This window comes from Pseudomonas iridis (assembly GCF_017980685.1).
GTDB classification, from domain to species: Bacteria; Pseudomonadota; Gammaproteobacteria; order Pseudomonadales; family Pseudomonadaceae; genus Aquipseudomonas; species Aquipseudomonas iridis.
In genome coordinates, this window is the sequence record NZ_JACXXO010000006.1 from 137001 (window position 1) to 160546 (window position 23546).

19 protein-coding genes and 2 pseudogenes are annotated in these 23546 nt (G+C 53.9%); 15 read left to right on the forward strand and 6 right to left on the reverse strand.

The features are described from left to right. Positions 1-9 precede the first annotated feature (9 nt). The 14 genes and pseudogenes from atpA to IEQ42_RS12785 all read left to right on the forward strand — a co-directional run bounded on the left by atpA (position 10) and on the right by IEQ42_RS12785 (position 17575). Positions 10-1554 carry a F0F1 ATP synthase subunit alpha gene (gene atpA / locus IEQ42_RS12725; RefSeq protein WP_042556892.1) on the forward strand — a complete coding sequence of 515 codons (1545 nt, stop codon included), beginning with the start codon at positions 10-12 and terminating at the stop codon, positions 1552-1554. A 50-nt stretch (positions 1555-1604) separates the two neighbouring features. Continuing rightward, positions 1605-2465 carry a F0F1 ATP synthase subunit gamma gene (gene atpG / locus IEQ42_RS12730; RefSeq protein ID WP_042556891.1) on the forward strand — a complete coding sequence of 287 codons (861 nt, stop codon included), beginning with the start codon at positions 1605-1607 and terminating at the stop codon, positions 2463-2465. Between the two features lie 27 nt (positions 2466-2492). Further along, positions 2493-3872: a F0F1 ATP synthase subunit beta gene (atpD, locus tag IEQ42_RS12735; RefSeq protein ID WP_042556890.1), complete on the forward strand. Its 1380-nt coding sequence runs from the start codon at positions 2493-2495 to the stop codon at positions 3870-3872. Positions 3873-3917: 45 nt separating this feature from the next. Then, on the forward strand, positions 3918-4343 hold the full coding sequence (locus tag IEQ42_RS12740; RefSeq protein ID WP_042556889.1) for a F0F1 ATP synthase subunit epsilon: 426 nt from the start codon (positions 3918-3920) through the stop codon (positions 4341-4343). A gap of 117 nt (positions 4344-4460) precedes the next feature. After that, positions 4461-5828 (forward strand): bifunctional UDP-N-acetylglucosamine diphosphorylase/glucosamine-1-phosphate N-acetyltransferase GlmU, encoded by a 1368-nt coding sequence (gene glmU / locus IEQ42_RS12745; protein ID WP_115147906.1) that lies wholly within the window; start codon positions 4461-4463, stop codon positions 5826-5828. 163 nt (positions 5829-5991) lie between these two features. Continuing rightward, positions 5992-6768: a DeoR/GlpR family DNA-binding transcription regulator gene (locus IEQ42_RS12750; protein ID WP_210703774.1), complete on the forward strand. Its 777-nt coding sequence runs from the start codon at positions 5992-5994 to the stop codon at positions 6766-6768. A 2-nt stretch (positions 6769-6770) separates the two neighbouring features. Further along, positions 6771-8603 carry a glutamine--fructose-6-phosphate transaminase (isomerizing) gene (glmS, locus tag IEQ42_RS12755; protein ID WP_210703775.1) on the forward strand — a complete coding sequence of 611 codons (1833 nt, stop codon included), beginning with the start codon at positions 6771-6773 and terminating at the stop codon, positions 8601-8603. 280 nt (positions 8604-8883) lie between these two features. Then, positions 8884-9738 (forward strand): TnsA endonuclease N-terminal domain-containing protein, encoded by an 855-nt coding sequence (locus IEQ42_RS12760; RefSeq protein WP_210703776.1) that lies wholly within the window; start codon positions 8884-8886, stop codon positions 9736-9738. Beyond that, entirely contained in the window at positions 9735-11903 is a 2169-nt protein-coding gene (locus IEQ42_RS12765; protein ID WP_045061251.1) for a Mu transposase C-terminal domain-containing protein, read from the forward strand. The genes IEQ42_RS12760 and IEQ42_RS12765 overlap by 4 nt, the downstream gene beginning before the upstream one ends. Beyond that, positions 11900-13360 (forward strand): ATP-binding protein, encoded by a 1461-nt coding sequence (locus IEQ42_RS12770; RefSeq protein ID WP_019816907.1) that lies wholly within the window; start codon positions 11900-11902, stop codon positions 13358-13360. The genes IEQ42_RS12765 and IEQ42_RS12770 overlap by 4 nt, the downstream gene beginning before the upstream one ends. Positions 13361-13377: 17 nt before the next feature. Further along, entirely contained in the window at positions 13378-15045 is a 1668-nt protein-coding gene (locus IEQ42_RS12775) for a TnsD family Tn7-like transposition protein (protein ID WP_082060923.1), read from the forward strand. Positions 15046-15423: 378 nt separating this feature from the next. Beyond that, positions 15424-15873 (forward strand): annotated as a pseudogene (locus IEQ42_RS27315) (TniQ family protein); the annotation flags it as partial. A 147-nt stretch (positions 15874-16020) separates the two neighbouring features. Next, complete coding sequence (locus IEQ42_RS27320) at positions 16021-17055, forward strand: hypothetical protein (protein WP_019816903.1); 1035 nt, start codon at positions 16021-16023, stop codon at positions 17053-17055. A 187-nt stretch (positions 17056-17242) separates the two neighbouring features. After that, the gene (locus tag IEQ42_RS12785) at positions 17243-17575 is read left to right on the forward strand and encodes a DUF2790 domain-containing protein (protein WP_032872197.1); all 333 of its coding nucleotides are present in this window, start codon (positions 17243-17245) and stop codon (positions 17573-17575) included. Between the two features lie 303 nt (positions 17576-17878). Here IEQ42_RS12785 and IEQ42_RS12790 read toward each other — a convergent pair whose 3' ends face one another. From IEQ42_RS12790 to IEQ42_RS12815, 6 genes and pseudogenes are all read right to left on the reverse strand, one after another. Beyond that, positions 17879-18346 carry a DUF411 domain-containing protein gene (locus IEQ42_RS12790; RefSeq protein ID WP_032872163.1) on the reverse strand — a complete coding sequence of 156 codons (468 nt, stop codon included), beginning with the start codon at positions 18344-18346 and terminating at the stop codon, positions 17879-17881. Then, positions 18336-19139, reverse strand: a pseudogene (locus tag IEQ42_RS12795) (c-type cytochrome). Before IEQ42_RS12795 ends, IEQ42_RS12790 begins: the two are co-directional and overlap by 11 nt. A 9-nt stretch (positions 19140-19148) precedes the next feature. Further along, a complete protein-coding gene (locus IEQ42_RS12800; protein WP_019816897.1) occupies positions 19149-20123 on the reverse strand; it encodes a copper resistance protein B in 975 nt (324 codons plus the stop codon). Beyond that, positions 20095-20343 (reverse strand): hypothetical protein, encoded by a 249-nt coding sequence (locus tag IEQ42_RS12805; protein ID WP_131670796.1) that lies wholly within the window; start codon positions 20341-20343, stop codon positions 20095-20097. The genes IEQ42_RS12800 and IEQ42_RS12805 overlap by 29 nt, the downstream gene beginning before the upstream one ends. A 12-nt stretch (positions 20344-20355) precedes the next feature. Then, entirely contained in the window at positions 20356-22332 is a 1977-nt protein-coding gene (locus tag IEQ42_RS12810; protein WP_019816896.1) for a copper resistance system multicopper oxidase, read from the reverse strand. A gap of 177 nt (positions 22333-22509) precedes the next feature. After that, positions 22510-22716 (reverse strand): co-regulatory protein PtrA N-terminal domain-containing protein, encoded by a 207-nt coding sequence (locus IEQ42_RS12815; RefSeq protein WP_019816895.1) that lies wholly within the window; start codon positions 22714-22716, stop codon positions 22510-22512. A 383-nt stretch (positions 22717-23099) separates the two neighbouring features. On the opposite strand from IEQ42_RS12815, the gene flgB reads away from it, so the two are divergent. Continuing rightward, positions 23100-23513: a flagellar basal body rod protein FlgB gene (flgB, locus tag IEQ42_RS12820; protein ID WP_019816894.1), complete on the forward strand. Its 414-nt coding sequence runs from the start codon at positions 23100-23102 to the stop codon at positions 23511-23513. Positions 23514-23546: the final 33 nt, after the last annotated feature.

Sequence of the window (23546 nt, forward strand, 5' to 3'; positions counted from 1 at the left end):
AGCAGAGCAATGCAGCAACTCAATCCTTCCGAAATAAGTGAAATTATCAAGGGCCGCATCGATAAGCTCGATGTGACCTCCCAAGCCCGTAACGAAGGCACTGTCGTCAGCGTATCTGACGGCATCGTGCGGATTCACGGTCTGGCCGACGTAATGTACGGCGAGATGATCGAGTTTCCGGGCGGCGTCTACGGTATGGCCCTCAACCTGGAGCAGGACTCCGTAGGTGCCGTTGTATTGGGCGCTTACCAGTCTCTTGCCGAAGGCATGAGCGCCAAGTGCACCGGCCGCATCCTTGAGGTTCCTGTTGGTAAGGAACTGCTGGGTCGCGTAGTCGACGCACTGGGTAACCCTGTTGATGGCAAGGGTCCACTGGGCAACACTCAGACCGACGCGGTCGAGAAAGTTGCTCCAGGCGTGATCTGGCGTAAGTCGGTAGACCAGCCTGTACAGACTGGCTACAAGGCTGTCGATGCCATGATTCCTGTCGGCCGTGGCCAGCGTGAGCTGATCATCGGTGACCGTCAGATCGGTAAAACCGCTCTGGCGATCGACGCGATCATCAATCAGAAAGACAGCGGCATTTTCTGCGTCTACGTAGCGATCGGTCAGAAACAATCGACCATCGCCAACGTGGTTCGCAAGCTGGAAGAGAACGGCGCCCTGGCCAACACGATCATCGTGGCTGCCAGTGCTTCGGAATCTCCTGCGCTGCAGTTCCTGGCACCGTACTCCGGTTGCACCATGGGTGAATTCTTCCGCGACCGCGGTGAAGACGCGCTGATCGTTTATGACGATCTGTCCAAGCAAGCAGTGGCTTACCGCCAGATTTCCCTGCTGCTGCGCCGTCCACCAGGCCGTGAAGCTTACCCAGGCGACGTGTTCTATCTCCACTCCCGTCTGCTGGAGCGCGCATCCCGCGTTTCGGAAGAATACGTAGAGAAGTTCACCAACGGCGCAGTGACCGGCAAAACCGGTTCCCTGACCGCACTGCCGATCATCGAAACCCAGGCTGGCGACGTTTCCGCGTTCGTTCCGACCAACGTGATCTCGATCACCGACGGTCAGATCTTCCTGGAATCGGCCATGTTCAACTCGGGCATCCGCCCTGCAGTGAACGCCGGTGTTTCGGTATCCCGTGTGGGTGGTGCCGCTCAGACCAAGATCATCAAGAAGCTCTCCGGTGGTATCCGTACCGCTCTGGCTCAGTACCGTGAACTGGCGGCATTCGCCCAGTTCGCTTCTGACCTGGACGAAGCGACCCGTAAGCAACTTGAGCATGGTCAGCGCGTTACCGAGCTGATGAAGCAGAAGCAATACGCACCAATGTCGATCGCTGACATGGCGCTGTCGCTGTATGCCGCTGAGCGTGGGTTCCTGACTGACATTGAAATCGCCAAGATCGGCAGCTTCGAACAAGCGCTGATTGCTTACTTCAACCGCGATCACGCCGATTTGATGGCCAAGATCAACGTTAAAGGTGACTTCAATGACGAAATCGACGCTGGCATGAAAGCCGGTATCGAGAAGTTCAAGGCCACCCAAACCTGGTAAGCCGCAGCGGGAGCCGCGAGGCTCCCGCTTGCTAACCTGATAGGTGTTACATGGCAGGCGCAAAAGAGATTCGCAGTAAGATTGCGAGCATCAAAAGCACGCAAAAGATTACCAGCGCCATGGAAAAAGTGGCGGTCAGCAAAATGCGCAAGGCACAAATGCGCATGGCTGCTAGCCGTCCTTATGCGGAGCGTATCCGCCAGGTAATTGGGCATCTGGCCAACGCCAACCCGGAATACCGCCACCCGTTCATGATCGACCGCGAAATCAAGCGTGTTGGTTATGTTGTGGTGAGCAGTGACCGTGGTTTGTGCGGCGGCTTGAACACCAACCTGTTCAAGGCCCTGGTCAAGGACATGGCGGTAAACCGCGAAAACGGCGTCGAGATTGATCTGTGTGTCGTTGGTAGCAAGGGTGCGGCCTTTTTCCGTAACTTCGGCGGTAACGTCGTTGCAGCTATCAGCCACCTGGGTGAAGAGCCGTCGATCAATGATCTGATCGGCAGCGTCAAGGTGATGCTGGATGCCTACCTGGACGGCCGTATTGATCGCCTGTCCGTGGTGTCCAACAAGTTCATCAACACCATGACGCAGCAGCCTACCGTGGAGCAGTTGATTCCATTGGTGGCAACCCCGGATCAGGGTCTCAAGCACCACTGGGACTATCTCTACGAACCGGACGCCAAAGAGCTGCTTGATGGCTTGATGGTCCGTTACGTCGAGTCGCAGGTCTACCAGGCGGTGGTCGAGAACAACGCGGCTGAACAAGCTGCGCGGATGATCGCGATGAAGAACGCTACCGACAACGCCGGTGATTTGATCAGCGATTTGCAGCTGATCTACAACAAGGCGCGTCAGGCTGCGATCACCCAAGAGATCTCGGAAATCGTCGGCGGCGCTGCCGCGGTTTAACGGTTCAAATATTCAGAGGATCCAGCTATGAGTAGCGGACGTATCGTTCAAATCATCGGCGCCGTTATCGACGTGGAATTTCCACGCGACAGCGTACCGAGCATCTACAACGCTTTGAAAGTACAAAGCGATGCCGGCACCACTCTGGAAGTTCAGCAGCAGCTGGGCGACGGCGTGGTTCGTACCATTGCGATGGGTTCCACCGAGGGCTTGAAGCGCGGTCTGGAAGTTACCGACTCTGGCGCAGCCATTTCCGTACCGGTCGGTAAAGCGACCCTGGGCCGGATCATGGACGTCCTCGGCAACCCGATCGACGAAGCCGGTCCAATCGACACCGAAGAGCGTTGGGGCATTCACCGTCCAGCACCTTCGTTCGCTGAACAGGCAGGCGGCAACGACCTGCTGGAAACCGGCATCAAGGTTATCGACCTGGTTTGCCCGTTTGCCAAAGGCGGTAAAGTCGGTCTGTTCGGTGGTGCCGGTGTAGGCAAAACCGTAAACATGATGGAACTGATCCGTAACATCGCCATCGAGCACAGCGGTTATTCCGTGTTCGCCGGTGTGGGTGAGCGTACTCGTGAGGGTAACGACTTCTACCACGAGATGAAGGACTCCAACGTTCTGGACAAAGTGGCACTGGTTTACGGTCAGATGAACGAGCCGCCGGGTAACCGTCTGCGCGTAGCACTGACCGGCCTGACCATGGCCGAGAAGTTCCGTGACGAAGGTAACGACGTTCTGCTGTTCGTCGACAACATCTATCGTTACACCCTGGCCGGTACTGAAGTATCCGCACTGCTGGGCCGTATGCCTTCTGCAGTAGGTTACCAGCCGACTCTGGCTGAAGAGATGGGCGTTCTGCAAGAACGTATCACTTCGACCAAGGAAGGTTCGATCACTTCGATCCAAGCGGTATACGTACCTGCGGATGACTTGACCGACCCGTCGCCAGCGACCACCTTCGCCCACTTGGACGCCACCGTCGTTCTGTCCCGTGACATCGCCTCCCTGGGTATCTACCCAGCGGTAGATCCACTGGATTCGACTTCGCGCCAGCTGGACCCGAACGTAATCGGCCAGGACCACTACGACACCGCTCGCGGCGTTCAGTACGTTCTGCAACGTTACAAAGAGCTGAAAGACATCATCGCGATCCTGGGTATGGACGAACTCTCGGAAGCCGACAAGCAGTTGGTTAACCGTGCTCGTAAGATCCAGCGCTTCTTGTCCCAGCCGTTCTTCGTGGCTGAAGTCTTCACCGGTGCTTCGGGTAAATACGTTTCCCTGAAAGACACCATTGCTGGCTTCAAAGGCATCCTCAACGGTGACTACGACCACCTGCCAGAACAAGCGTTCTACATGGTTGGCGGCATCGAAGAAGCGATCGAGAAAGCCAAGAAACTGTAATCCCGGCGCCCGGCAACGGGCGCTCATTTAGGTTGAGGCAATCAGATGGCTATGACAGTCCATTGCGATATCGTCAGCGCGGAAGGAGAAATCTTTTCCGGCCTGGTCGAGATGGTGATTGCGCACGGTGCACTGGGTGATCTTGGTATCGCTCTGGGTCACGCGCCGCTGATCACTAATCTGAAGCCAGGTCCGATCCGCCTGATCAAGCAAGGCGGGGAAGCCGAGGTGTTCTACATCTCCGGTGGTTTCCTCGAGGTTCAGCCGAACATGGTCAAGGTGCTTGCCGATACCGTGCAACGTGCCGCCGACCTGGATGAAGCTCAGGCTCAAGCAGCTCTCAAGGCTGCCGAGGCTGCCTTGCATGAGCGTGGCGCAGAGTTCGATTACGGCGCTGCGTCCGTACGTCTGGCCGAGGCTGCAGCTCAGCTGCGCACCGTCCAGCAGATCCGCAAAAAGTTTGGCGGTTAATCCGTCATCCGCTTGTTGTGCGATTGATAAAAAAGGGTAGCCTCGGCTACCCTTTTTTCTTTTCTGAATTCTAGAACCCCGGTCGCAGTTGCTGACCTCCAGGATTGGTAGCCAGTCATGTCTCTCGAAATCGTCATCCTCGCAGCCGGTCAAGGCACTCGCATGCGCTCGGCTCTGCCGAAAGTGCTGCACCCGATTGCCGGTAATTCCATGTTGGGCCATGTTATCCACAGCGCCCGGCAACTCGACCCGCAGCGCATCCACGTGGTAATCGGCCACGGTGCCGACGTGGTGCGCGAGCGTCTGGCGGCCGACGATCTGAACTTCGTGTTGCAGGACAAGCAACTGGGCACTGGTCACGCAACGGCCCAAGCCGTGCCATTCATTACTGCCGACACTGTGCTGATTCTTTACGGTGATGTGCCGTTGATCGAAGTCGAAACCCTGCAACGCCTGCTCAAGCATGTCGTTCCAGGGCAGATGGGTTTGCTGACCGTGGAGCTCGACGATCCAACGGGCTACGGCCGCATTGTTCGCAACGCTGACGGCAAGGTTGCCGCCATCGTCGAGCACAAAGATGCCAGCGAAGCGCAGCGCGCGATCACCGAAGGCAACACTGGCATTCTCGCAGTGCCGGCCAATCGGCTGGCTGACTGGATGAGCCGACTCTCGAACAACAACGCACAGGGCGAGTATTACCTGACCGACGTGATCGAAATGGCCGTCAGCGATGGTCTGGTGGTTGCCACCGAGCAACCGCTGGATCCGATGGAAGTGCAGGGCGCCAACGACCGTAAACAACTCGCCGAACTGGAGCGTCATTACCAGCTGCGCGCCGGTCGTCGTCTGATGGCTCAAGGCGTGACCCTGCGTGATCCGGCCCGGTTCGACGTACGCGGAGAGGTCACGGTGGGTCGCGATGTGCTGATCGACGTTAACGTGATCCTCGAGGGCAATGTTGTAATCGAAGACGACGTGGTCATCGGCCCGAACTGTGTGATCAAGGACAGTACCCTGCGCAAAGGAGTGGTGATCAAGGCCAACAGCCACATCGAAGGTGCAATTCTCGGCGAAGGCAGTGATGCCGGTCCGTTTGCTCGTCTGCGACCGGGCACTGTGCTCGAAGCGCGGGCGCATGTGGGTAACTTTGTCGAATTGAAAAATGCCCACATGGGCGAAGGCGCCAAGGCAGGTCATTTGACTTACCTGGGCGATGCCGAGATTGGCGCACGCACCAACATCGGTGCTGGCACCATCACCTGCAACTATGACGGCGCCAACAAGTGGAAAACCGTGTTGGGCGCGGACGTGTTCATCGGCTCCAACAACTCATTGGTGGCGCCTGTGGATATCTCCAATGGTGCGACCACTGCAGCGGGTTCTACGATTACGCAGAATGTGGATAACGCTCAGTTGGCAGTAGGCCGCGCACGACAGAAGAACATTGACGGCTGGAAGCGGCCGGAGAAGATCAAAAAGGACTGAGTTATCCACAGTCATTTTGAGATCACGAGATCGCAGCCTTTGGCAGCTCCTGTATGGGACTGCTGAGGACTGCGATTTTTTTTGTTTGCCGGGTTGACGATTTGTGGTCAATAGGTTTTGATTGCTTCCGTTATCTTTCGAATCGAAACTTAAGCCAATCGCCATGTCGAAACGCAACACGCCTCAACGCCGCCATAACATTCTCGCCTTGCTCAACAAGCAGGGAGAGGTGAGTGTGGACGAATTGGCCAAGCGCTTCGAAACCTCAGAAGTTACGATCCGTAAGGACCTGGCTGCGCTGGAGAGCCACGGTTTGTTGCTGCGCCGCTACGGTGGAGCGATCACCATGCCTCAGGAACTTGTCGCGGAAACTGCGCAGAGCGTTTCCAAGTACAAGCAGGCAATCGCCCGCGCGGCGGTAAAACGCATCCGCGAGCATGCGCGCATCATCATCGACAGTGGCAGCACTACCGCCGCGATGATCCCTGAACTGGGTCAGCAACCGGGTCTGGTGGTGATGACCAACTCTCTGCACGTCGCCAACGCTTTAAGTGAACTTGAGCACGAACCGGTGTTGTTGATGACCGGCGGCACTTGGGATCCGCACTCGGAGTCCTTCCAGGGCCAGGTGGCCGAGCAAGTACTACGCTCTTACGACTTTGATCAATTGTTTATCGGTGCCGATGGCATCGATCTGGCGCGCGGTACGACCACGTTCAACGAACTGCTCGGCCTGAGCCGGGTCATGGCTGAAGTGACGCGTGAAGTGATCGTGATGGTCGAGGCCGACAAGATCGGTCGCAAGATTCCCAACCTGGAACTGCCCTGGAGCAGCGTCCATACCCTCATTACCGATGATCGCCTGCCTGTAGATGCACGCGATCAGATTCAGGCCCGCGGTATCACCGTGATTTGCGCGGCTGTCAGTCAGGAGAAATAAGCATGTGTGGAATTGTCGGCGCAGTTGCAGAACGTAATATCACCGCCATCCTGCTCGAAGGTCTTAAGCGCCTCGAATACCGCGGCTATGACAGCGCTGGCGTGGCGGTGTACACCAATGAGCAAACCCTCGAGCGCATGCGCCGTCCGGGCAAAGTCAGCGAACTGGAAGTTGCGCTGGCCGAACACCCGCTGGTTGGCCGCCTCGGTATTGCGCACACCCGTTGGGCAACCCACGGCGCCCCGTGCGAGCGCAACGCTCACCCGCATTTCTCCGGCGACATCGCGGTGGTGCACAACGGCATCATCGAAAACCACGAAGCCCTGCGTGAACAACTGAAAGCACTGGGGTACGTGTTTACTTCGGATACCGATACCGAAGTCATCGCTCACCTGCTGAATCACAAACTCAAGGATCAGCCAGATCTGACTGTCGCCCTCAAGGCTACCGTCAAGGAACTGCACGGTGCATACGGTCTGGCCGTAATCAATGGCAAACAACCGGATCGTCTGGTTGCCGCGCGTAGTGGCAGTCCATTGGTGATTGGTCTGGGTCTGGGTGAGAACTTCCTCGCCTCCGATCAACTGGCTCTGCGTCAGGTTACTGACCGCTTCATGTACCTGGAAGAAGGCGATATTGCCGAAATTCGCCGCGATAACGTGCAGATCTGGGATGTGAGCGGAGCCGCTGTCGAGCGCCAGACCGTTCAGTACACCGACGGCGCCGAAGCTGCCGAAAAAGGTGAATTTCGCCACTACATGCTCAAGGAAATCCACGAGCAACCGACTGTGGTGCAGCGTACGCTGGAAGGTCGCCTGAGCAACAACCAAGTGCTGGTGCAAGCTTTCGGCCCACAAGCGGCAGAGCTGTTCGCCAAGGTGCGTAACGTACAGATCGTTGCCTGCGGCACCAGTTATCACGCCGGCATGGTTGCCCGGTACTGGCTCGAAGAGCTGGCCGGGATCCCGTGCCAGGTCGAAGTTGCCAGCGAATTCCGCTACCGCAAAGTGGTGGTGCAGCCGGATACATTGTTCGTCACCATCTCGCAGTCCGGCGAAACTGCCGACACCCTGGCCGCATTGCGCAACGCCAAGGAGCTTGGCTTCCTCGCCAGTCTGGCGATCTGCAACGTTGGTATCAGCTCGCTGGTGCGCGAATCCGACATGACTTTGCTGACACAGGCCGGTCGCGAAATCGGCGTTGCGTCGACCAAAGCGTTTACCACGCAACTGGTCGGTCTGCTATTGCTGACCCTATCCCTTGGCCAAGTGCGCGGGAGTCTGGCGGCGGGTGTTGAAGCAACGCTGGTGGAAGAACTGCGTCGCCTGCCGACTCGTTTAGGCGAAGCGCTGGCGATGGACAGCACCATCGAAAAAGTCGCCGAGCTGTTCGCCGAGAAGAACCACACACTGTTCCTCGGTCGCGGCGCGCAATTCCCGGTAGCGATGGAAGGTGCCTTGAAACTCAAGGAAATCTCCTACATCCACGCCGAAGCCTACCCGGCCGGCGAACTGAAACACGGCCCGCTCGCGCTTGTGGATAACGATATGCCGGTGGTCACCGTCGCGCCGAACAACGAACTGCTGGAGAAGCTCAAGTCCAACCTGCAGGAAGTCCGCGCACGCGGCGGCGAACTGATCGTCTTTGCTGATGAGAAGGCCGGGATGGCCAATGGCGAAGGCACCCACGTGATACAGATGCCGCACATCCACGACATTCTCTCGCCGATCCTCTACACCATCCCGCTGCAGTTGCTGTCCTATTACGTCGCTGTGCTGAAGGGCACGGACGTTGACCAGCCACGGAATCTGGCGAAGTCGGTGACGGTGGAATAAGTTATCCACAATTGATGTGGACGATGGTTTTTAACAATAAAGATTGACACAAAACAATAAAGTTTGACACTGGCGAACATAGATTGACACAAGGCTCAAACCCCGTATCTACGGGGGTTTTCCTTTCCAGGCTTTCCCTTTGGTCTGGAATCATCGCTTCAACTTTCAGCGGGTGTAGTCTAGAAAACGTTTTGTATACGGCCGCTTTGCCGGTCGTGTCCTTCTACGACTTTTTCTCGGCGCGAGGTGAAGCGGTCCGCATCGACTGAGGAGGCGTGGGTTGCGAGGTCGTAAGTTTGCATCACAGCAGGACATTGAACGGCACATTGCAAATGGATTTGGCGAAGGCGCCGGGGCAAGCTACGTGCCTTGGCTGCGGGTACAAGATGTCCCGTCGATAGGTCGTTCGCACAAGATTCAAGGCGTGAAGATCGAGAGGATTCATCACCTCCTGTCAGATCTCGAGCGTTCGTACTTCCTTGTGTGTGAATTTTCTGAAGACGTCGTGGATATACGGGAGCAATACCCTTTACTACTCACAGAGCGTGCGCAAGCGATAGCGTCGGCGATCGATGTACGCTATCCAAGATACCCTAGAACAACACTGCCTTATGTGATGACAACAGACTTCCTGTTAACTGTTAAGGACCCGAGCGGAAACTTCAAATCGGTAGCTAGGACGGTGAAGTATCGTTCCGATTTAATTGGCAATGGAAGTAAAAGAACGCTTGAAAAACTTGAAATTGAAAAGCGTTTTTGGGAAAGCCAAGGTGTTGATTGGAAAATCGTAACAGACGAGTTTTTTACACGAGATTTGATTAAAAATCTTGGACTAATCAGGAGGTACTCGAAGCTCTCTCGTGATTTAATGAAAGCGCCGTTGCATTCGAGTTTTATCGAGTGCCTTGTAAACAGCCGGGAATATTCGTGGACCTTGGCCACCTGTCTAAGAAAAATAGCATCACTTCTGTCCATTTCCTATATAGACGCTCAAGCAATTTTCTTTCATCTGGTTTGGAACAAGATACTGAAAATCGATTTGGTTAACACTCCTCTCCACCTTACTGGTCTAGTTCCTGGCTTCGAAGTTTCACCGGGCCCTGTCCAAGTATCGTTGAAGGAGAAATTATCATGACTGTTCTCGTTAATGACGTTTTCGAGCCTGTAACCGATCTGTCGGTCATTGCTACGATAGCCAGGCTCCTTTACCAGGATGAAACGCATGACTTAGCAGTTTTGATGGATCTAGCTGACCCACCCCGGCAGCCGTACGCGGTTGGTCTGGATGAGCTGCGTCGCTCGATAGCGTCTGGTCACACCAAACCAGCAGCCATCACCACGCCCGAGTTTATGCTTGTGCTTGAGGAACAGTTGGATGAGAGAGCCAAGCAAGGCCGGGACGAAAAGTGGGCCGTCATCGCCCCTCTATTAGATCCTGAATACCCGGGACAAATATTTGTACGAGGTGAGTTAGGCCGGCTTGTTAGCAGACGGGCGTCAGAGCTCGGAATCCAGCGGAAAACGATCTATCGGCTTCTTTACCGATATTGGTTTTATGGTCAAGTTCGCAACTCATTGCTTAATAATTATACGGCGGTAGGTGTTGCCGATAGAAAATATGATCCGAGCAGGCCACCAGGGCGAAAGCCTAAATTTCAAGGCGTTCTTACTTCGCCTTCCAAGATGCTCAGTGCAGTTGATAAACGATGCATCCGTGTTGGATATGCTCTTTATGTAAGAGATAAGAAATCATCTATTTCGAGCGCATATGACGAAATGTTGAGACGATTCTACTCTGTTCGAGACATCTCTAAAAACAGTGAAGAAGAGCTTCGTTTGTTGCCTGGTTCAGAACTCCCCAGCTTGAGGCAGTTCCAATATTGGGGACAGATTTTTTTCGACGAGATTGAAACCGAGCGTGGCCGTAAAGGGTTGAGGAGGTGGTTAAAGGATTGCCGTCCGCTTTCAGGTACCGTTCGAGATTGGCTGCGTGGACCCTGTCATCAGTTCGAAATCGACGCAACGATTGCCGATATTTATTTGGTCAACAGCTACTCTAGACGGATGCTCATTGGTCGGCCCGTTGTTTATATCGTAGTGGATAGTTTCTCCGGAATAATTGCTGGTCTCTATGTAGGATTGGAGGGCCCTAGTTGGAATGGGGCGAGACAAGCGCTGTTCAACGCGTTTACCTCCAAAGTCGAGTTCTGCGCTCAGAACGGCGTTGACATCAATGCAGATGATTGGAATTGTCACCACCTGCCCCACCAGATTTACGCCGACCGGGGAGAGATGCTGTCACTCGCAGCAGAGGGGTTATCCTCAGGGTTGGGAATTGAGATGGGCACTGCCCCACCTTATCGGCCTGATTGGAAGCCTATGGTAGAAAGTCGGTTTGGCATTTTGAATGATTTGACGGGTATCAGGTGGCTACCTGGCGGGGTAGCTGCGCGGGACAAAGAGCGCGGCGAGCGAGATTACCGGCTCGATGCCACGCTGAACCTCAAAGAGTTCACCCAAATCCTCATCAATTGCGTGCTCCACTATAACCGTCACCATCGACAGCCTGACCGACTGACTCAAGCGATGATGAATGACGGCGTAGAACCTACGCCTAACGGTATATGGAATTGGGCCTGCGACAACGACCTGATCGAATCCAACAAACGTCCCGACGAGCTGGTTTATCTCCACCTTTTACCGCGTGAGCGCGCGACCGTTCAAAAGGGCGGAGTGATGTTTCGCGGCATGCACTACGTGTGTGATATGGCCATAGAGAAAGATTGGTTTGCCAAGGCTCGCAAAGGGGGCGTTTGGTCAATAGAGTGTTGGTTCGATCCGAACTCTGCGGCACACATTTGGATTCAAGGAGAGGCCAAGCAGTTTATCCGTTGTGATCTTCGACGATCGGATGCCGGTTACGCGAATTATCGCTCGGACGAGATTTTTGATCTGCTCGAAGCCTATCGCCAAAAACCGCCTACTCGCCGTCGAGCTGAGCTGGAAAGCCGTGTGCAGCTTAGCGATCAGGTCCACCAGATCATCAGTCACGCGCTCGCAGAACGAAAACAGGAACCTGCTCCGCCTACTAAGGCAGAGGCCACTGGAAACATCCGCGAGAACCGCGCAGAAGAACGTCTCCGCGAGCGTGAAAATGCGGTTGTTCCTGAAGGCGTCAGGGTGGAGCCAGCTTCACTTCAATCTGAAACGACACAGAAAGCGCATGATTCATATGCCGGTGAGCGCACCGCTCAGGTTATCGATTTGCTCAAAAGAATTCGGCCAGGACAGGCAAAATGAAAGGTGCACAGACGTTTGCCAATTACGTCAGACAGGACATTAGTGAGTATGCGGGTAACCCGCTTATCGAAGCTTTGCCTCCGATATTGTCGGAGGCGGCGGCTGTTGAACTGATTTCGAACTTTCCTCAGCCGGTGGATCCGAAAGAGCTGACGCTCGAAGGAGCCACTCGAATTCACTGTATCGACAGGCTGAGAACCGTCGTACAGCCGTTCTTGCTACATCTGGAACTGGAGGCCCTGTTCTCACTGCTCATCCGTCGAGGGTATGTCGGGCGTAACCCGATGTCGCCCGCTACCGTCCGGCATTTGCATTCTTTATCGGGAGCTCAGCGTTACCACGATGCGTTCAAGTCCACTGCAGAAACGTTTACGGTCGTCGGCCTGAGCGGCATTGGCAAGTCAACGGCACTCCACGCCATCTTGAGCCTTTATCCACAGACAATCCGTCATGAGCGCTATGAGGGAAAGCAGTTTGTTCATACCCAAATCACATGGCTGAAGCTTGACTGCCCTCGGGATGGATCGCTGGCTGGATTTTGCCAGCAGTTTTTTTATGCGGTTGGAGACGCTCTAGGAGACAAGGACTACCACAAGCGCTACCGGCATCGAAACATCAATGATGCGCTGCAACAGATGGAGCAGGTGGCCAGCACGTTTTTCATCGGCGCCTTGTTGATCGACGAGCTGCAAAACCTCCACCTGGCGAAAACCGGTGGTAAGGAGAGCATGCTGAATTTTTTCCTGCACTTGGTAAACAACATCGGTATCCCGGTGGTTTTCAGTGGCACGAACTCGACGATTAGCCTGTTCTCAGAAGCCATGCGGACTGCCCGCCGAGTTTGTGGTGCTGGTACGCTCGAATTCAAACGATTCGAAAAGGATGATGAGGAGTGGCGGTTGTTGGTCGAAAATCTCTGGAGCTATCAGTGGTGCAAACAGACGGCTGAGCTGACCGACGAGATTTTTGACACGCTGTATGAGCACACTCAAGGCGTCACGGATTTCCTGGTCAAGCTGCTGGTATTGAGTCAGCGTTATGCGGTCCAGAGTGGCTCGGAGTGTTTGACTGCCGAGATCCTGGTGAAGGTAAGCAACTCAAAAATGCAGATTCTAAAGCCAGCCCTTTCAGCTCTGCGTAGCCGTGATCCGAAGCGGATGCGACAGTTTGACGATTTGCTGCCGATTGAGGATCAGCTGAGCGAAATGATGGTTTTCGATGGATTGGCACGAGAGGATCGCCTCACCTTGCTTCGAAGCGTTGTATCCCGTGAGAAGCCGGTAGACCCATCTCCGACCATTTTTGCGAAAGATCACCCATCGCCGATTGCTACTGCTGTGGAAAACTCAGAGGCTAAAGCGCTTAGCGAACATGACGCTCCCCTCGACGCTCTGCGCGCTGCGGGCTGGCTCAACGAGGACCTGTTTGAGTTCTCACCGATGTATCACAAAGCGTGAGTCGGAGGGGGGGTGAAGTGCAACTTAAACTCCATTTCTTCCCCGCCGCGTTTCCCGACGAGACGCTGCACAGCGTGATTTCTCGTTATGCCCGTCTTTGCGGTGTTCGTAATTGCCAAGCAGCATTTGCCGGACTGAAATCGGCGGCAGCTTTTTCGCAAAATGTGGCATTCCCGAGTCATTTAGGGGATTTTGTCGATGCGCTACCCAGCGGTACTGAGCTATCGGTAGCCGAGGTCCTCATGCGCCACACATTATTACCCTACTATGCGCCGTTTTTGAGGATGAGCCAGGTCGAACACGCTCGGACGCTGATGACCGCTGATGGGAAAGGCTTGATGTTGAAGCTGGGCGTCAACGCGAGCCGTATTGGATTCGCCTCCCGAGTGCGGTTATGCCCAGAATGTATCGCACAAGATCAGGCTCAACGGGGAGTCGCTTACTGGCACAGGGTCCACATGCTTCCAGGCGTGCTGGTATGTCCGCATCACGGTACGTCACTCAGGATCCTTGATCCTCGCTGGTCCAGCCGCAGCTCTCGACAACTCAATCTGCCCAATGATGAGAATGTGCAAGCACACACAGTACTTCTCGACACCCCGTTGCGGTGCATGCCACCGCTTCACGAAATAGCGTTGCGCTCACTTCAGGTCCTCGAGTCTGACGTCACTGCTTTGTCGGCGGAGGCGGTGCGCTTCACGCTTTTACACAGGGCAACGCAGCTCAACCTTGCTTCTGATAACCATCGCTTGCACCTGCACATGCTGGCGCAGCACATGGCCGATTTTTTTGCTGCACTCCCGCGAGAATGGGAGTTTTCTATACTCGGAGATGTTCGTGCAGGTACACCCGCCTCATGGGTCACGAAGCTGCTTCGTACGCCTATAACCTCTCACCATCCGCTCAAATACATTTTATTGGCCGGTGCTCTGGGCGTTGAAATGGTGAGCTTGCTTCATGGTCAATGCCCAGTGAAAGAGGCGGTGGCATGTGATCCGAAAGCTCACATTCGGCTTCACGCGCGCCTTTCTCCGGTGATGCCTGGTGAAGGCCTGGACTGTTCGTCAGCCGCTGTGTGGCAACATGCTCTTGAAGGAGCTGATGCCAAAAAGATCGCTGCCGTTCTAGGCGTTTCATCAGCGTATGTCTATCGTCACATCAGAAATGTACCCGGCGGGCAAGATGCTTGGAGGGAGGCACGATTTCACACTGAGCTATGCGCAAGACGCGCGGCTTTCGAGGCTGATTATCGATTTTACAAAGCACATGCATGCAGGGGGTATGCGTGGCTGTATCGCCACGATAAGCAGTGGCTTTCGGAGTCAACTGCAAACCCAAGCCCCCATCGTACGCCTCGTCTAAATAGCACCGAAATGTTCGCTGCCCTCGATGCGAGACTGGCCGGCGAAGTCCGTCAGTGTGCCGACGCGCTTTATGCTCTTGCGGGTAAGCCTGTCCGCATTTCGCGTACCAGGATAGGTCGGGAGCTTCATGTTCTTTCTCGCTTCGAAAAGCAGCTTTGCAAGCTTCCTCTGTGTGCAGCAATGCTCGAAAAAGTATGTGAACCAATCGAAGGCTTTCACGATAGGCGTCTGCGATGGGCTAGACGCCAATTGCTCTCAGAGGGCAAGGCTGTATCACGTTCTTCGCTCTACAGGGTCGCGAGCATTCGACCCATGCTGTAATCCAGCTGGGCATTCCCCCTCCATCTAAAAAGTTCTAAATCAATTCACCATAAACCCATTATTTTTCTGTTAATGAAAAAATTCCCCTCCAGAATAGGTCCGGCATACGCTGGATCATCACGATCAGCATGTAAACGTACTAACCCGCGATCAACGGAAATAGTTTTGCAACCGGCATGGGCTGACCTACGCGGGTTTATCGATACGTGTTTTGTATTCGAGGAATACGGGCGCGGCAGGATTTAGATGAATTCACTACGATTCAAAGTTGAGCGGCTTGTCATTTCAAATCCAGACCGGATGCAGAATTTTAGGGGTTGCATATATACTGCCCCCGGATGCACATTCTTTTCGAGCCCTACCTTTAATCGGTAAATGATGTCTGATCTATTATTTTTCCCCGTTTCGATGCCGGATGAAATGCTTTACTCTCGTGTCACCCGATATCACTATCTGTCAGGTAACAGAACCGCGACGGAAACCTATCGCGATTTGTTCGCATCGAAACCCTTTTGCATCGGTGGCATCGTACCCAAGCAGATCGAGAGGCTCGCGCACAGGCTGCCGGGGCAATCGGAGAGCAATCTCGCAGAGTTGATCAGAAGCAATACTACTTTTCCTGCTTACCGACCGTTTCTTGGGGTTAAGCAGGGGCCAGAGAACGACGTAGGGCCACTGGGTTATGACGGGGTGGTACGGGTGCCCCGCAGAGAAGAGTCCACCCATGGCAAGGCTAAGCTTTGTCCTACCTGCGTTCAGGAAGATTTGATTGAGCGGGGTTCTGCCTACTGGCATCGATCTCACCAGATACCCGGTGTTGCCGTCTGTTGGCGTCATGGCGACGCATTGATCCATGCCTGCCCCGAGTGCTCTCGCCCGTTCTACCGTAAATTGAAGCTGCTTCCCAATCTGACTGAGCCATGCGCATGCGGCTGGAGCCCGTTAAACAGCGCAGCAATACACAAGGGGTCAAAGATGGAACAGAAAGTCGCTCTGTTCGCACACGATATCCTGCAACGCAATATCCCTCCGATAGGCAGTACGGTATTAAGTTCGTGCTACGTCCGCCAATGCAAGAAACGCGGATTCATTTTCGGAAAAAATGCGGGTATCGCAAAACTATTCGACAGCATCCAAAGCGCTTACGGCGATGAGCTTTTGGCGCAGATTGATCCAGCCTACAACACCGGAAAGCATGAGCAATGGATCCGGCTCAAATCAGATAAAGGTCAGCTAAATATGCCGCTCGCGCGGCATTTGATCATTGCTCTTCATTTGTTTTCCAGTGCAGATGGCTTTGAAGAGGCTCTGAAGAATGAGTCTATTCTGCTGAGTGCCGCTGTTTCTCCGCGAGCGCCCAAAGTCGAAGAATCGCGTCTTAGTCAAAAAACTAGATATCGCCAAAAAATCGAGTTGCTTTTAGCGCTACGTACCGATGCCAATATCGAGTACCTCTGGAAGAAGGCGTACAAACCTACGCAATGGATTCTAGAAAATGATAACGCATGGTTAATGGCAAAACTCCATGCCCCTAAAAAAGCTACAGTTAAGGTCGAAAAGTCCGTCGACTCAAGAGACGACGCCTATGCAGCCCTTATCGAAGCGGGCGTAGATGAGCTGTATAAAGTTACGAAAGATCCGAAGAGAGTGAACATTCGGAATTTGCAATCGCTGCTCCCAGGTTCGTTACCTCATGAGCTGGATCTACGCAAGCAGAGGTTCCCTCTTACTTATCAACAGATCAAGATTCATCAGGAGTCAGTATGGCATTTTCGTCTAAGAACTTTGGTGTGGACTGTCTCTGAACTCATCAGGATGAAGCTCCCCGTGAATTACTCGACGGTAAGATTGACCTCAGCGGTATCAAGCAAGGTTTTCCTGGTTTTTTGCAGTTTCTTCGAGTGGGATCTGGAAAGCCTGGCAAGAACCGGGGTCGACGCGGAGGCCCTGCTCAGGTCTACCGGCGTATCGAGGAATTGGGAGGGACCACCGGTTCAAATAAGCTTTTGAGGGCATCTTTGTTCCGTCAGCGTCTGCCAACCTTTGGTGTTAACAAAAATCCCATCTGGCTTGAAAGCGTAAATGCGGGGTAGCGTCCACCTTTCACATTAGTAACCTTCGCGGCAGCTTTCTGAAAGCTTTCACTTGTTACTCTTTAACTCAGTAAATTGAGCTTTAGGAGAAAATCATGAAAGCAATGACAGCAGTGAAAGCGTTTTGCGCCGCTTCGATTTTGACCTTATCTTCATTAGCCATGGCTGAAGGTGGCGGTGACCGCGTGTATGGTCGAATGATGCAAGAGAACCAACAAGCAATGGAGCAATATGCCTCAAGGAACGGCAAGACTCCTCCTGAAGTTGTTCATTATGAATATGGTATGAACCTCGATATCCACAAGGTCGTCAGTGTCACGCAAGCCAATAAAACCTGTGGGGTTGCCCCTTCGCGCATGACCTATGAAGACTCTACGGGCAAGCTTAACACCGTGGAATATAAGGTCATGGCCGACAACTGCCCCCATGGAAGCTAGACAATGAAATTATTTAAGAACTGCATAATTCTCCTTTGTCCGAAACTAGCTTACTGCTCGCTGACGTAGAAGTAATTTTCAGGAAAGCCTGAAGTTATCCATTTTATGAAATCATTCCGTCAGTCGAAGGGTTTCTAACGTGCAGTAAACAATTGCTCGACCACCTGATACATCCCGCCTCCTTGTTTTTCCTTTGGTTTGGGAGGTGGTTTAGGCGCCCTAGTGGCGCCTTTTTTACGTTCGAAATGAGCTATGTCCTCTGCACGGCCATGACCTTCACCATGCAGGAGTGAGATTAGAAGATCAGTTTTCGGGGTATTCAGCAACGACGTGGTCTGTGCCTGCCTTTGACAAGCCGATTACGTTATACGCGTCATGTTTCCCGTCCACTTCCATTCCTGGGGAGCCGGCCGGCATGCCTGGAACGGCAATCCCGAGCAGGTCATCACGTTTGCTCATCGCAATGATTTGCTCGGCGGGCACGTGACCTTCAACAAACTTTCCGTTGATGGTTGCTGTGTGACAGGACGAGAGCTCAGGAGAAATCCCGAGACCGCGCTTGATCGCGCTCATGTTGGTTTCCACGTGATCAACGACGGTAAAGCCGCTGGCTTCAAGGTGCTGGACCCATTTCTTGCAGCATCCGCAATTAGCGTCGCGATGTACATCGATCGTCAATGGCTCTGCTGCGTGACTGGCTGAACTGATGAACAGAGCCACGAGAGCAGCGAGACGAAGTGCCCGTCTGCGACGAAGAGAATTATTTCGCATGGGTATGTTCCTTCCCATCAGTATGTGTATGTGATTTGGGCTGTACGGTTGGAGTCGGGGCCGCGTCATCTGAAGCTTCCCTACCCTTATGATCGGCGTGGTCCGCAGGCTCCTTTGCAGACGGCGCTGCGGAGGGGCCATGGGCATGTGCCGTGTTTTTCTCGTCATCATTAGCGCGGACTTCCGCCCTTTGGTTGGCAGCACCTGCGCCACTTTGCCCCTGGGTCGTTCCATGTTGACCCTCATGGTTGTGCATCACGCTTTCGCCACCACCGTGTTGATGGCCACCGCTACTCGTGATCAGGGCTTTGTATTGCTCTGTATCAAGTGACGGAAGCTGCTGGAGAAATGCGACCATCCCCTATATGTACGGATCGGCCATGCTTTTGCCCCACGCGGGCATGCCGGTGGATTTGATGCCGTGCTTGATGATCCAAAAAGCTGCGGCTGGGTGCCCATCGACGCCCAGTTTTGAAAGGTTCGGAGGTGCGGGGTAAAGGCTGTTACTCAGTTCGGTGCCTGTAAGGCCCGGAGCCAAATGGCAACCGACACACATCGAGTTGTAGTTGCCAGCACCTTCACGGATGAGGGCTTCTTGGCTCAGGTCGGGGACCTGAATGTCGCGCGAGCGCACTTCGATCGAGCGATCCCGAGCAATAGAAAGTAGCGCGTAGACAGGGGCAGAGTGGGGATCATCCGCCCCGACATTGATCACGCCGAAATATACCACGCCGGCAGCCGCTGCTACGGTGGCCAGACCAGCAGCTATCAGTGCCTTCAGTGTAATCTTCATGCCCGGTTCTCAGAACCACATCCGGATACCGGCGACAAAGCGTGCCTCGCTGGCATCTTCACCTTCCTCACGTGCAAAGTCTGCCGTATTGCCATAGGAACGGCTCCAACTCACCCCGATATAAGGGGCAAATTGGCGGACAATCTCATAACGCAATCGGAGCCCCACTTCGGTGTTGGCTAATCCGGACCCGATGCCGCGCTGAGGGTCATTCTTCCCATAAAAATTGACCTCGGCCGTCGGCTGCAAGATCAATCGATTCGTCAGCAGAATGTCGTAATCGCCTTCCAGTCGAGCAGCCGATTGACCGTTCTCACCGATGTAGGCAGTCGCTTCGGCCTCGAAGTTGTAGAGGGCCATGCCCTGAATGCCGAGTGCGGCCCAGGTTTGAGGAGACCCTGGTTTGAAATCCTGTCGTACACCGGTGACGACGTCCCACCACGGTCCGATGGAGTGCCCCCAGAGCGCGGATAATTCAGCACTTTCCGTCACGCCATTGGTACGTTCGCCTTCCGAGCGCAACCACAGTCGATCAATGTCACCGCCGATCCATCCTTTCGCATCCCAAGCCAACGCACTACCGTTGTCAGCATCCTGGTATTCAAACTTATCCAGCAGCATGAAAGAGTTGATTGTTTTGTCGTGGACACCATGACCAGCGACATCTGGAAAGGCGGCTGCACGGTCAGCATCGGTAAGTACGGGGACAGGGGTTCGACTGGTTGTCGTCGTCCCTTCATCCATACTTTCCATGCCGGTCATTTGACCGTCGTCCATTTTCATCTTGCTGTGGTCCATAGCCCCCATGTTGCTATGGTCCATCGCTCCCATGGAGCCATGGTTCATCTTCGAGTGATCCATCTCTTCAGCGGCGTGAGCCACGGCAAAGAAGACAGGACTCGTAGAAACTGCCAATACCATCAACGTTGGGCGTAAAAAATTCTTGGTCATGATCTCAATCCGCCTTCTTGTTTTCATGGTCATGATCCATCGACTCATGGCGCATCTTGGTATGAGGTATCGTCGCGTGATTCGGCGTTGCCTCGTTTGACGTGGTCGCAGTCTTGTTCGGCGCATCCGCAGAAGTAGCAGGTGAAGGATCACCACGTTCTTCGACTGCCAATGCTACGCAGGAGAATCCACCCATCAGGCCAAAAGCAAAGAGGCAACCGATCAGCGATTTACGATTTAGGTGTGTGCTCACAGATCGTCTCCTTTACTCATCAACCCGTACTTCACGGAACATGCCCATTTCCATATGGAAAAGCAGGTGGCAGTGATAGGCCCAGCGACCTAAAGCATCGGCGGTTACTCGATAGCTGCGCTTGGTACCCGGTGGCATGTCGATTGTGTGCTTACGTACCATGAACTTGCCGTTTTCATCTTCAAGGTCGCTCCACATTCCATGAAGGTGGATGGGGTGCGTCATCATGGTGTCGTTTACCAAGGTGATGCGAAGACGCTCCCCGTACTTGAGACGAAGGGGCTCAGCATCAGAAAATTTGATGCCGTTGAAGGACCAGGAAAACTTTTCCATGTGACCGGTCAGATGCAGCTCAATGGTGCGATTGGGCTCTCGGCCATCAGGGTCCTGGAAAGTGCTCTTCAGATCTGAGTAAGTGAGCACCCGTCGACCGTTGTTCCGCAAACCGATACCTGGATCGTTCAGTTTTGGCGTTGGGTTCATGGCCTGCATGTCAACCAACGGGTTGTTGGTTTCGGACGCTGGGTGAGATTGCATCTCGCCTCCCATACCGCCCATCCCTGCCATCTGGCTGTGGTCCATGCCGGCCATGTCGGACATGTCGCCTTTGTCCATCCCCGCCATCTTGCTGTGGTCCATGCCGGCCATGTTGGACATGTCACCTTTGTCCATACCTGCCATCTTGCTATGGTCCATGCCGGCCATGTTGGTCATGTCACCACTGCCCATGCCGGTCATCCCGGTCATGTCACCTTGGTCCATTCCCTGCATCTTGCTGTGATCCATGCCAGCCATACCTGACATGTCACCCTGTTTCATATCGCCGCCGCCCATGCCAGCCATGCTGCCATGGTCCATGCCAGCCATACCGCCCATGCCCATGTCATCCATGGTCAACAGCGGACGCGGATCGATCGCCGGTACCGGTGCTTTCAGTCCTTCACGAACTGCCAAGGTCCCCCGCGCATAGCCGGTTCTATCCATGGACTGGGCAAAGATTGTGTAAGCCTCCTCGGTGGCAGGCTCAACAATCACATCATAGGTTTCTGCCACGGCGATTCGGAATTCATCGACACTGACTGGTTGGACATATTGGCCGTCGGCCGCCACCACGGTCATTTTCAAACCAGGAATGCGAACATCGAAATAGCTCATCGCTGAGCCATTGATAAAGCGCAGGCGTAGCTTCTCGCCAGGCTTAAAAATACCGGTCCAGTTGCCGTTCGGCGCTTGGCCATTCATGAGGTAGGTGTAAGTATCCTCGCTGACGTCTGCCAGATCAGTTGGGTTCATTTTCATTTCGGCCCACATTTTCCGGTCGGCGACGGCAGCAGACCAACCTTGCTTGCTGACGTCGTCGATGAAGTCGCCCACGGTACGTTTGTGGTGGTTGTAGTAGTCCGATTGTTTCTTGAGTTTGGCCATGACGCGCCCAGGATCCTCATCGGTCCAGTCAGTCAGCATCACCACATAGTCGCGATTGTATTGAAACGGCTCAGGCTCTTTCGAATCGATGACTATTGGCCCGTAAACACCTGCCTGCTCTTGCAACCCAGAATGGCTGTGGTACCAGTACGTGCCGTTTTGATGCACCTTGAACTTGTATTCGTACATGCCGTCGGGCGCGATGCCGTGGAAGCTCAAACCCGGTACGCCATCCATGTTGGCAGGCAAAATAATGCCGTGCCAGTGGATGGAGGTGTCTTGATCCAGACGGTTCTTCACGCGCAGAGTGACCGTCTCCCCTTCGCGCCAACGCAGCAAAGGCCCCGGCAACGAGCCATTGATGGTCATGGCTGTGCGCGGCGAGCCAGTGATGTTTACCGGCGTTTCACCAATAAACAGATCAAATTCGTTGCCGGTGAGGACGCTCGGCAGGCCGGGACTGGTCACTGCCCATACAGGAGTGCGCCACAGACCAAGGCCACCAAGGATGCCGCCGGCGGCCAGGCCTTTAACGAATGTCCGTCTAGAGGTTTTGGAATGCATGCCGTTTATTTCCAATCAGTCAAAAGGGAGCCGTTCAAATCAACCCGTGAGTTGGCAAGATGAGCTTCGCGTACCGAAAAAAAGACGAATTTTTCATTGCAAGCGAGCTCAGAAATTGCCACATCTAAACCACCTTCGTGATTACATTTCTGTCAGCTTGGCCGCGTGCCTGATCGTTCAGCAGTTTTTATGGTCCATCGCTTTGGCTTTGCTTTCAGCGACAGGCGGTTGAGCGCTCTGCGTTTGAGCTACCTGGTACGATTCCATCGAATTCGTCCTGGCCACTTCCATACGTGCGAAAGTCCGGTCACCACCGCCTTCAGCCATGGCCAGAGTGGAAACAGTCAGCGCTGCGACGACGAACAAGGTTTTGATGGTGTTCATATGGGCTACCTCAGATGTGTGAAAATATCCCCTCTGAATCACATCATGGATTGGACTCTTTGGGGGTGAGCAAAAGACTCAGTTGGACTATAAGAGACACCCCCTGTCAGGAAGCTTAGGCCAATATTACAGTTGTGTCAGTTTGGAATATTTTTCTTGAAGTACACGCTATTTAATACGTATGGTCTCCATCTTTTCGCATTGCGCGACTTTTATTGAATATAAGATTGAAGTGTAATCATTGCTTTGGGTTCCATTAATTCTCACGGAGGCGATGTTCTAGGTCTCTGCATTAAAATTAATAGGAGACTTGAATGCTCTGCTGCAACAGCTGGGTGTTCAATGATCAAAGAAGATAGTAATGCCACCGAGGGTGATTAATTGTGAGTATTAATTTTGAGAAAGCATTAGGCTCCGCAGAAAGAGCGTTAGTTTATCGTGGCCAAAGAGCTGAGATCTTAAGTAACAATATCGCGAACGCTGACACTCCGAACTTCAAAGCCCAAGACTTGGATTTTTCTACTGTGCTCGCCAGCCAAACCAAAGAACCTGCTACCACTGCGTTTTCTTTGAAAACAACAAACGCAAAGCATTTTCTTAAGAAAGAATCGGCGGTGGCTATATACGGGCGCGACTTGCTTTACAGCACGCCGGCTCAGCCTGCCTTGGACCAAAATACTGTCGATCAGCAGGTCGAGGTCGCGAAATACACGGAAAACGCGATACGTTTCGATGCCGCTTTTACTCGGCTAAATGGAGCATTCAAGGGTTTGCTCAAAGCTCTGCGCGGTGACTAGCAGCATAGGCGCATGCGAGCCAACTTTGGCCGA

Excerpts from the sequence above, each read along its gene's own strand:
- atpA (WP_042556892.1), top strand. The coding sequence starts at position 10 with ATGCAGCAACTCAATCCTTCCGAAATAAGTGAAATTATCAAGGGCCGC.
- atpG (WP_042556891.1), top strand. The coding sequence starts at position 1,605 with ATGGCAGGCGCAAAAGAGATTCGCAGTAAGATTGCGAGCATCAAAAGC.
- atpD (WP_042556890.1), top strand. The coding sequence starts at position 2,493 with ATGAGTAGCGGACGTATCGTTCAAATCATCGGCGCCGTTATCGACGTG.
- IEQ42_RS12740 (WP_042556889.1), top strand. The coding sequence starts at position 3,918 with ATGGCTATGACAGTCCATTGCGATATCGTCAGCGCGGAAGGAGAAATC.
- glmU (WP_115147906.1), top strand. The coding sequence starts at position 4,461 with ATGTCTCTCGAAATCGTCATCCTCGCAGCCGGTCAAGGCACTCGCATG.
- IEQ42_RS12750 (WP_210703774.1), top strand. The coding sequence starts at position 5,992 with ATGTCGAAACGCAACACGCCTCAACGCCGCCATAACATTCTCGCCTTG.
- glmS (WP_210703775.1), top strand. The coding sequence starts at position 6,771 with ATGTGTGGAATTGTCGGCGCAGTTGCAGAACGTAATATCACCGCCATC.
- IEQ42_RS12765 (WP_045061251.1), top strand. The coding sequence starts at position 9,735 with ATGACTGTTCTCGTTAATGACGTTTTCGAGCCTGTAACCGATCTGTCG.
- IEQ42_RS12770 (WP_019816907.1), top strand. The coding sequence starts at position 11,900 with ATGAAAGGTGCACAGACGTTTGCCAATTACGTCAGACAGGACATTAGT.
- IEQ42_RS27320 (WP_019816903.1), top strand. The coding sequence starts at position 16,021 with ATGGAACAGAAAGTCGCTCTGTTCGCACACGATATCCTGCAACGCAAT.
- IEQ42_RS12785 (WP_032872197.1), top strand. The coding sequence starts at position 17,243 with ATGACAGCAGTGAAAGCGTTTTGCGCCGCTTCGATTTTGACCTTATCT.
- IEQ42_RS12790 (WP_032872163.1), bottom strand. The coding sequence starts at position 18,346 with ATGCGAAATAATTCTCTTCGTCGCAGACGGGCACTTCGTCTCGCTGCT.
- IEQ42_RS12800 (WP_019816897.1), bottom strand. The coding sequence starts at position 20,123 with ATGACCATGAAAACAAGAAGGCGGATTGAGATCATGACCAAGAATTTT.
- IEQ42_RS12810 (WP_019816896.1), bottom strand. The coding sequence starts at position 22,332 with ATGCATTCCAAAACCTCTAGACGGACATTCGTTAAAGGCCTGGCCGCC.
- IEQ42_RS12815 (WP_019816895.1), bottom strand. The coding sequence starts at position 22,716 with ATGAACACCATCAAAACCTTGTTCGTCGTCGCAGCGCTGACTGTTTCC.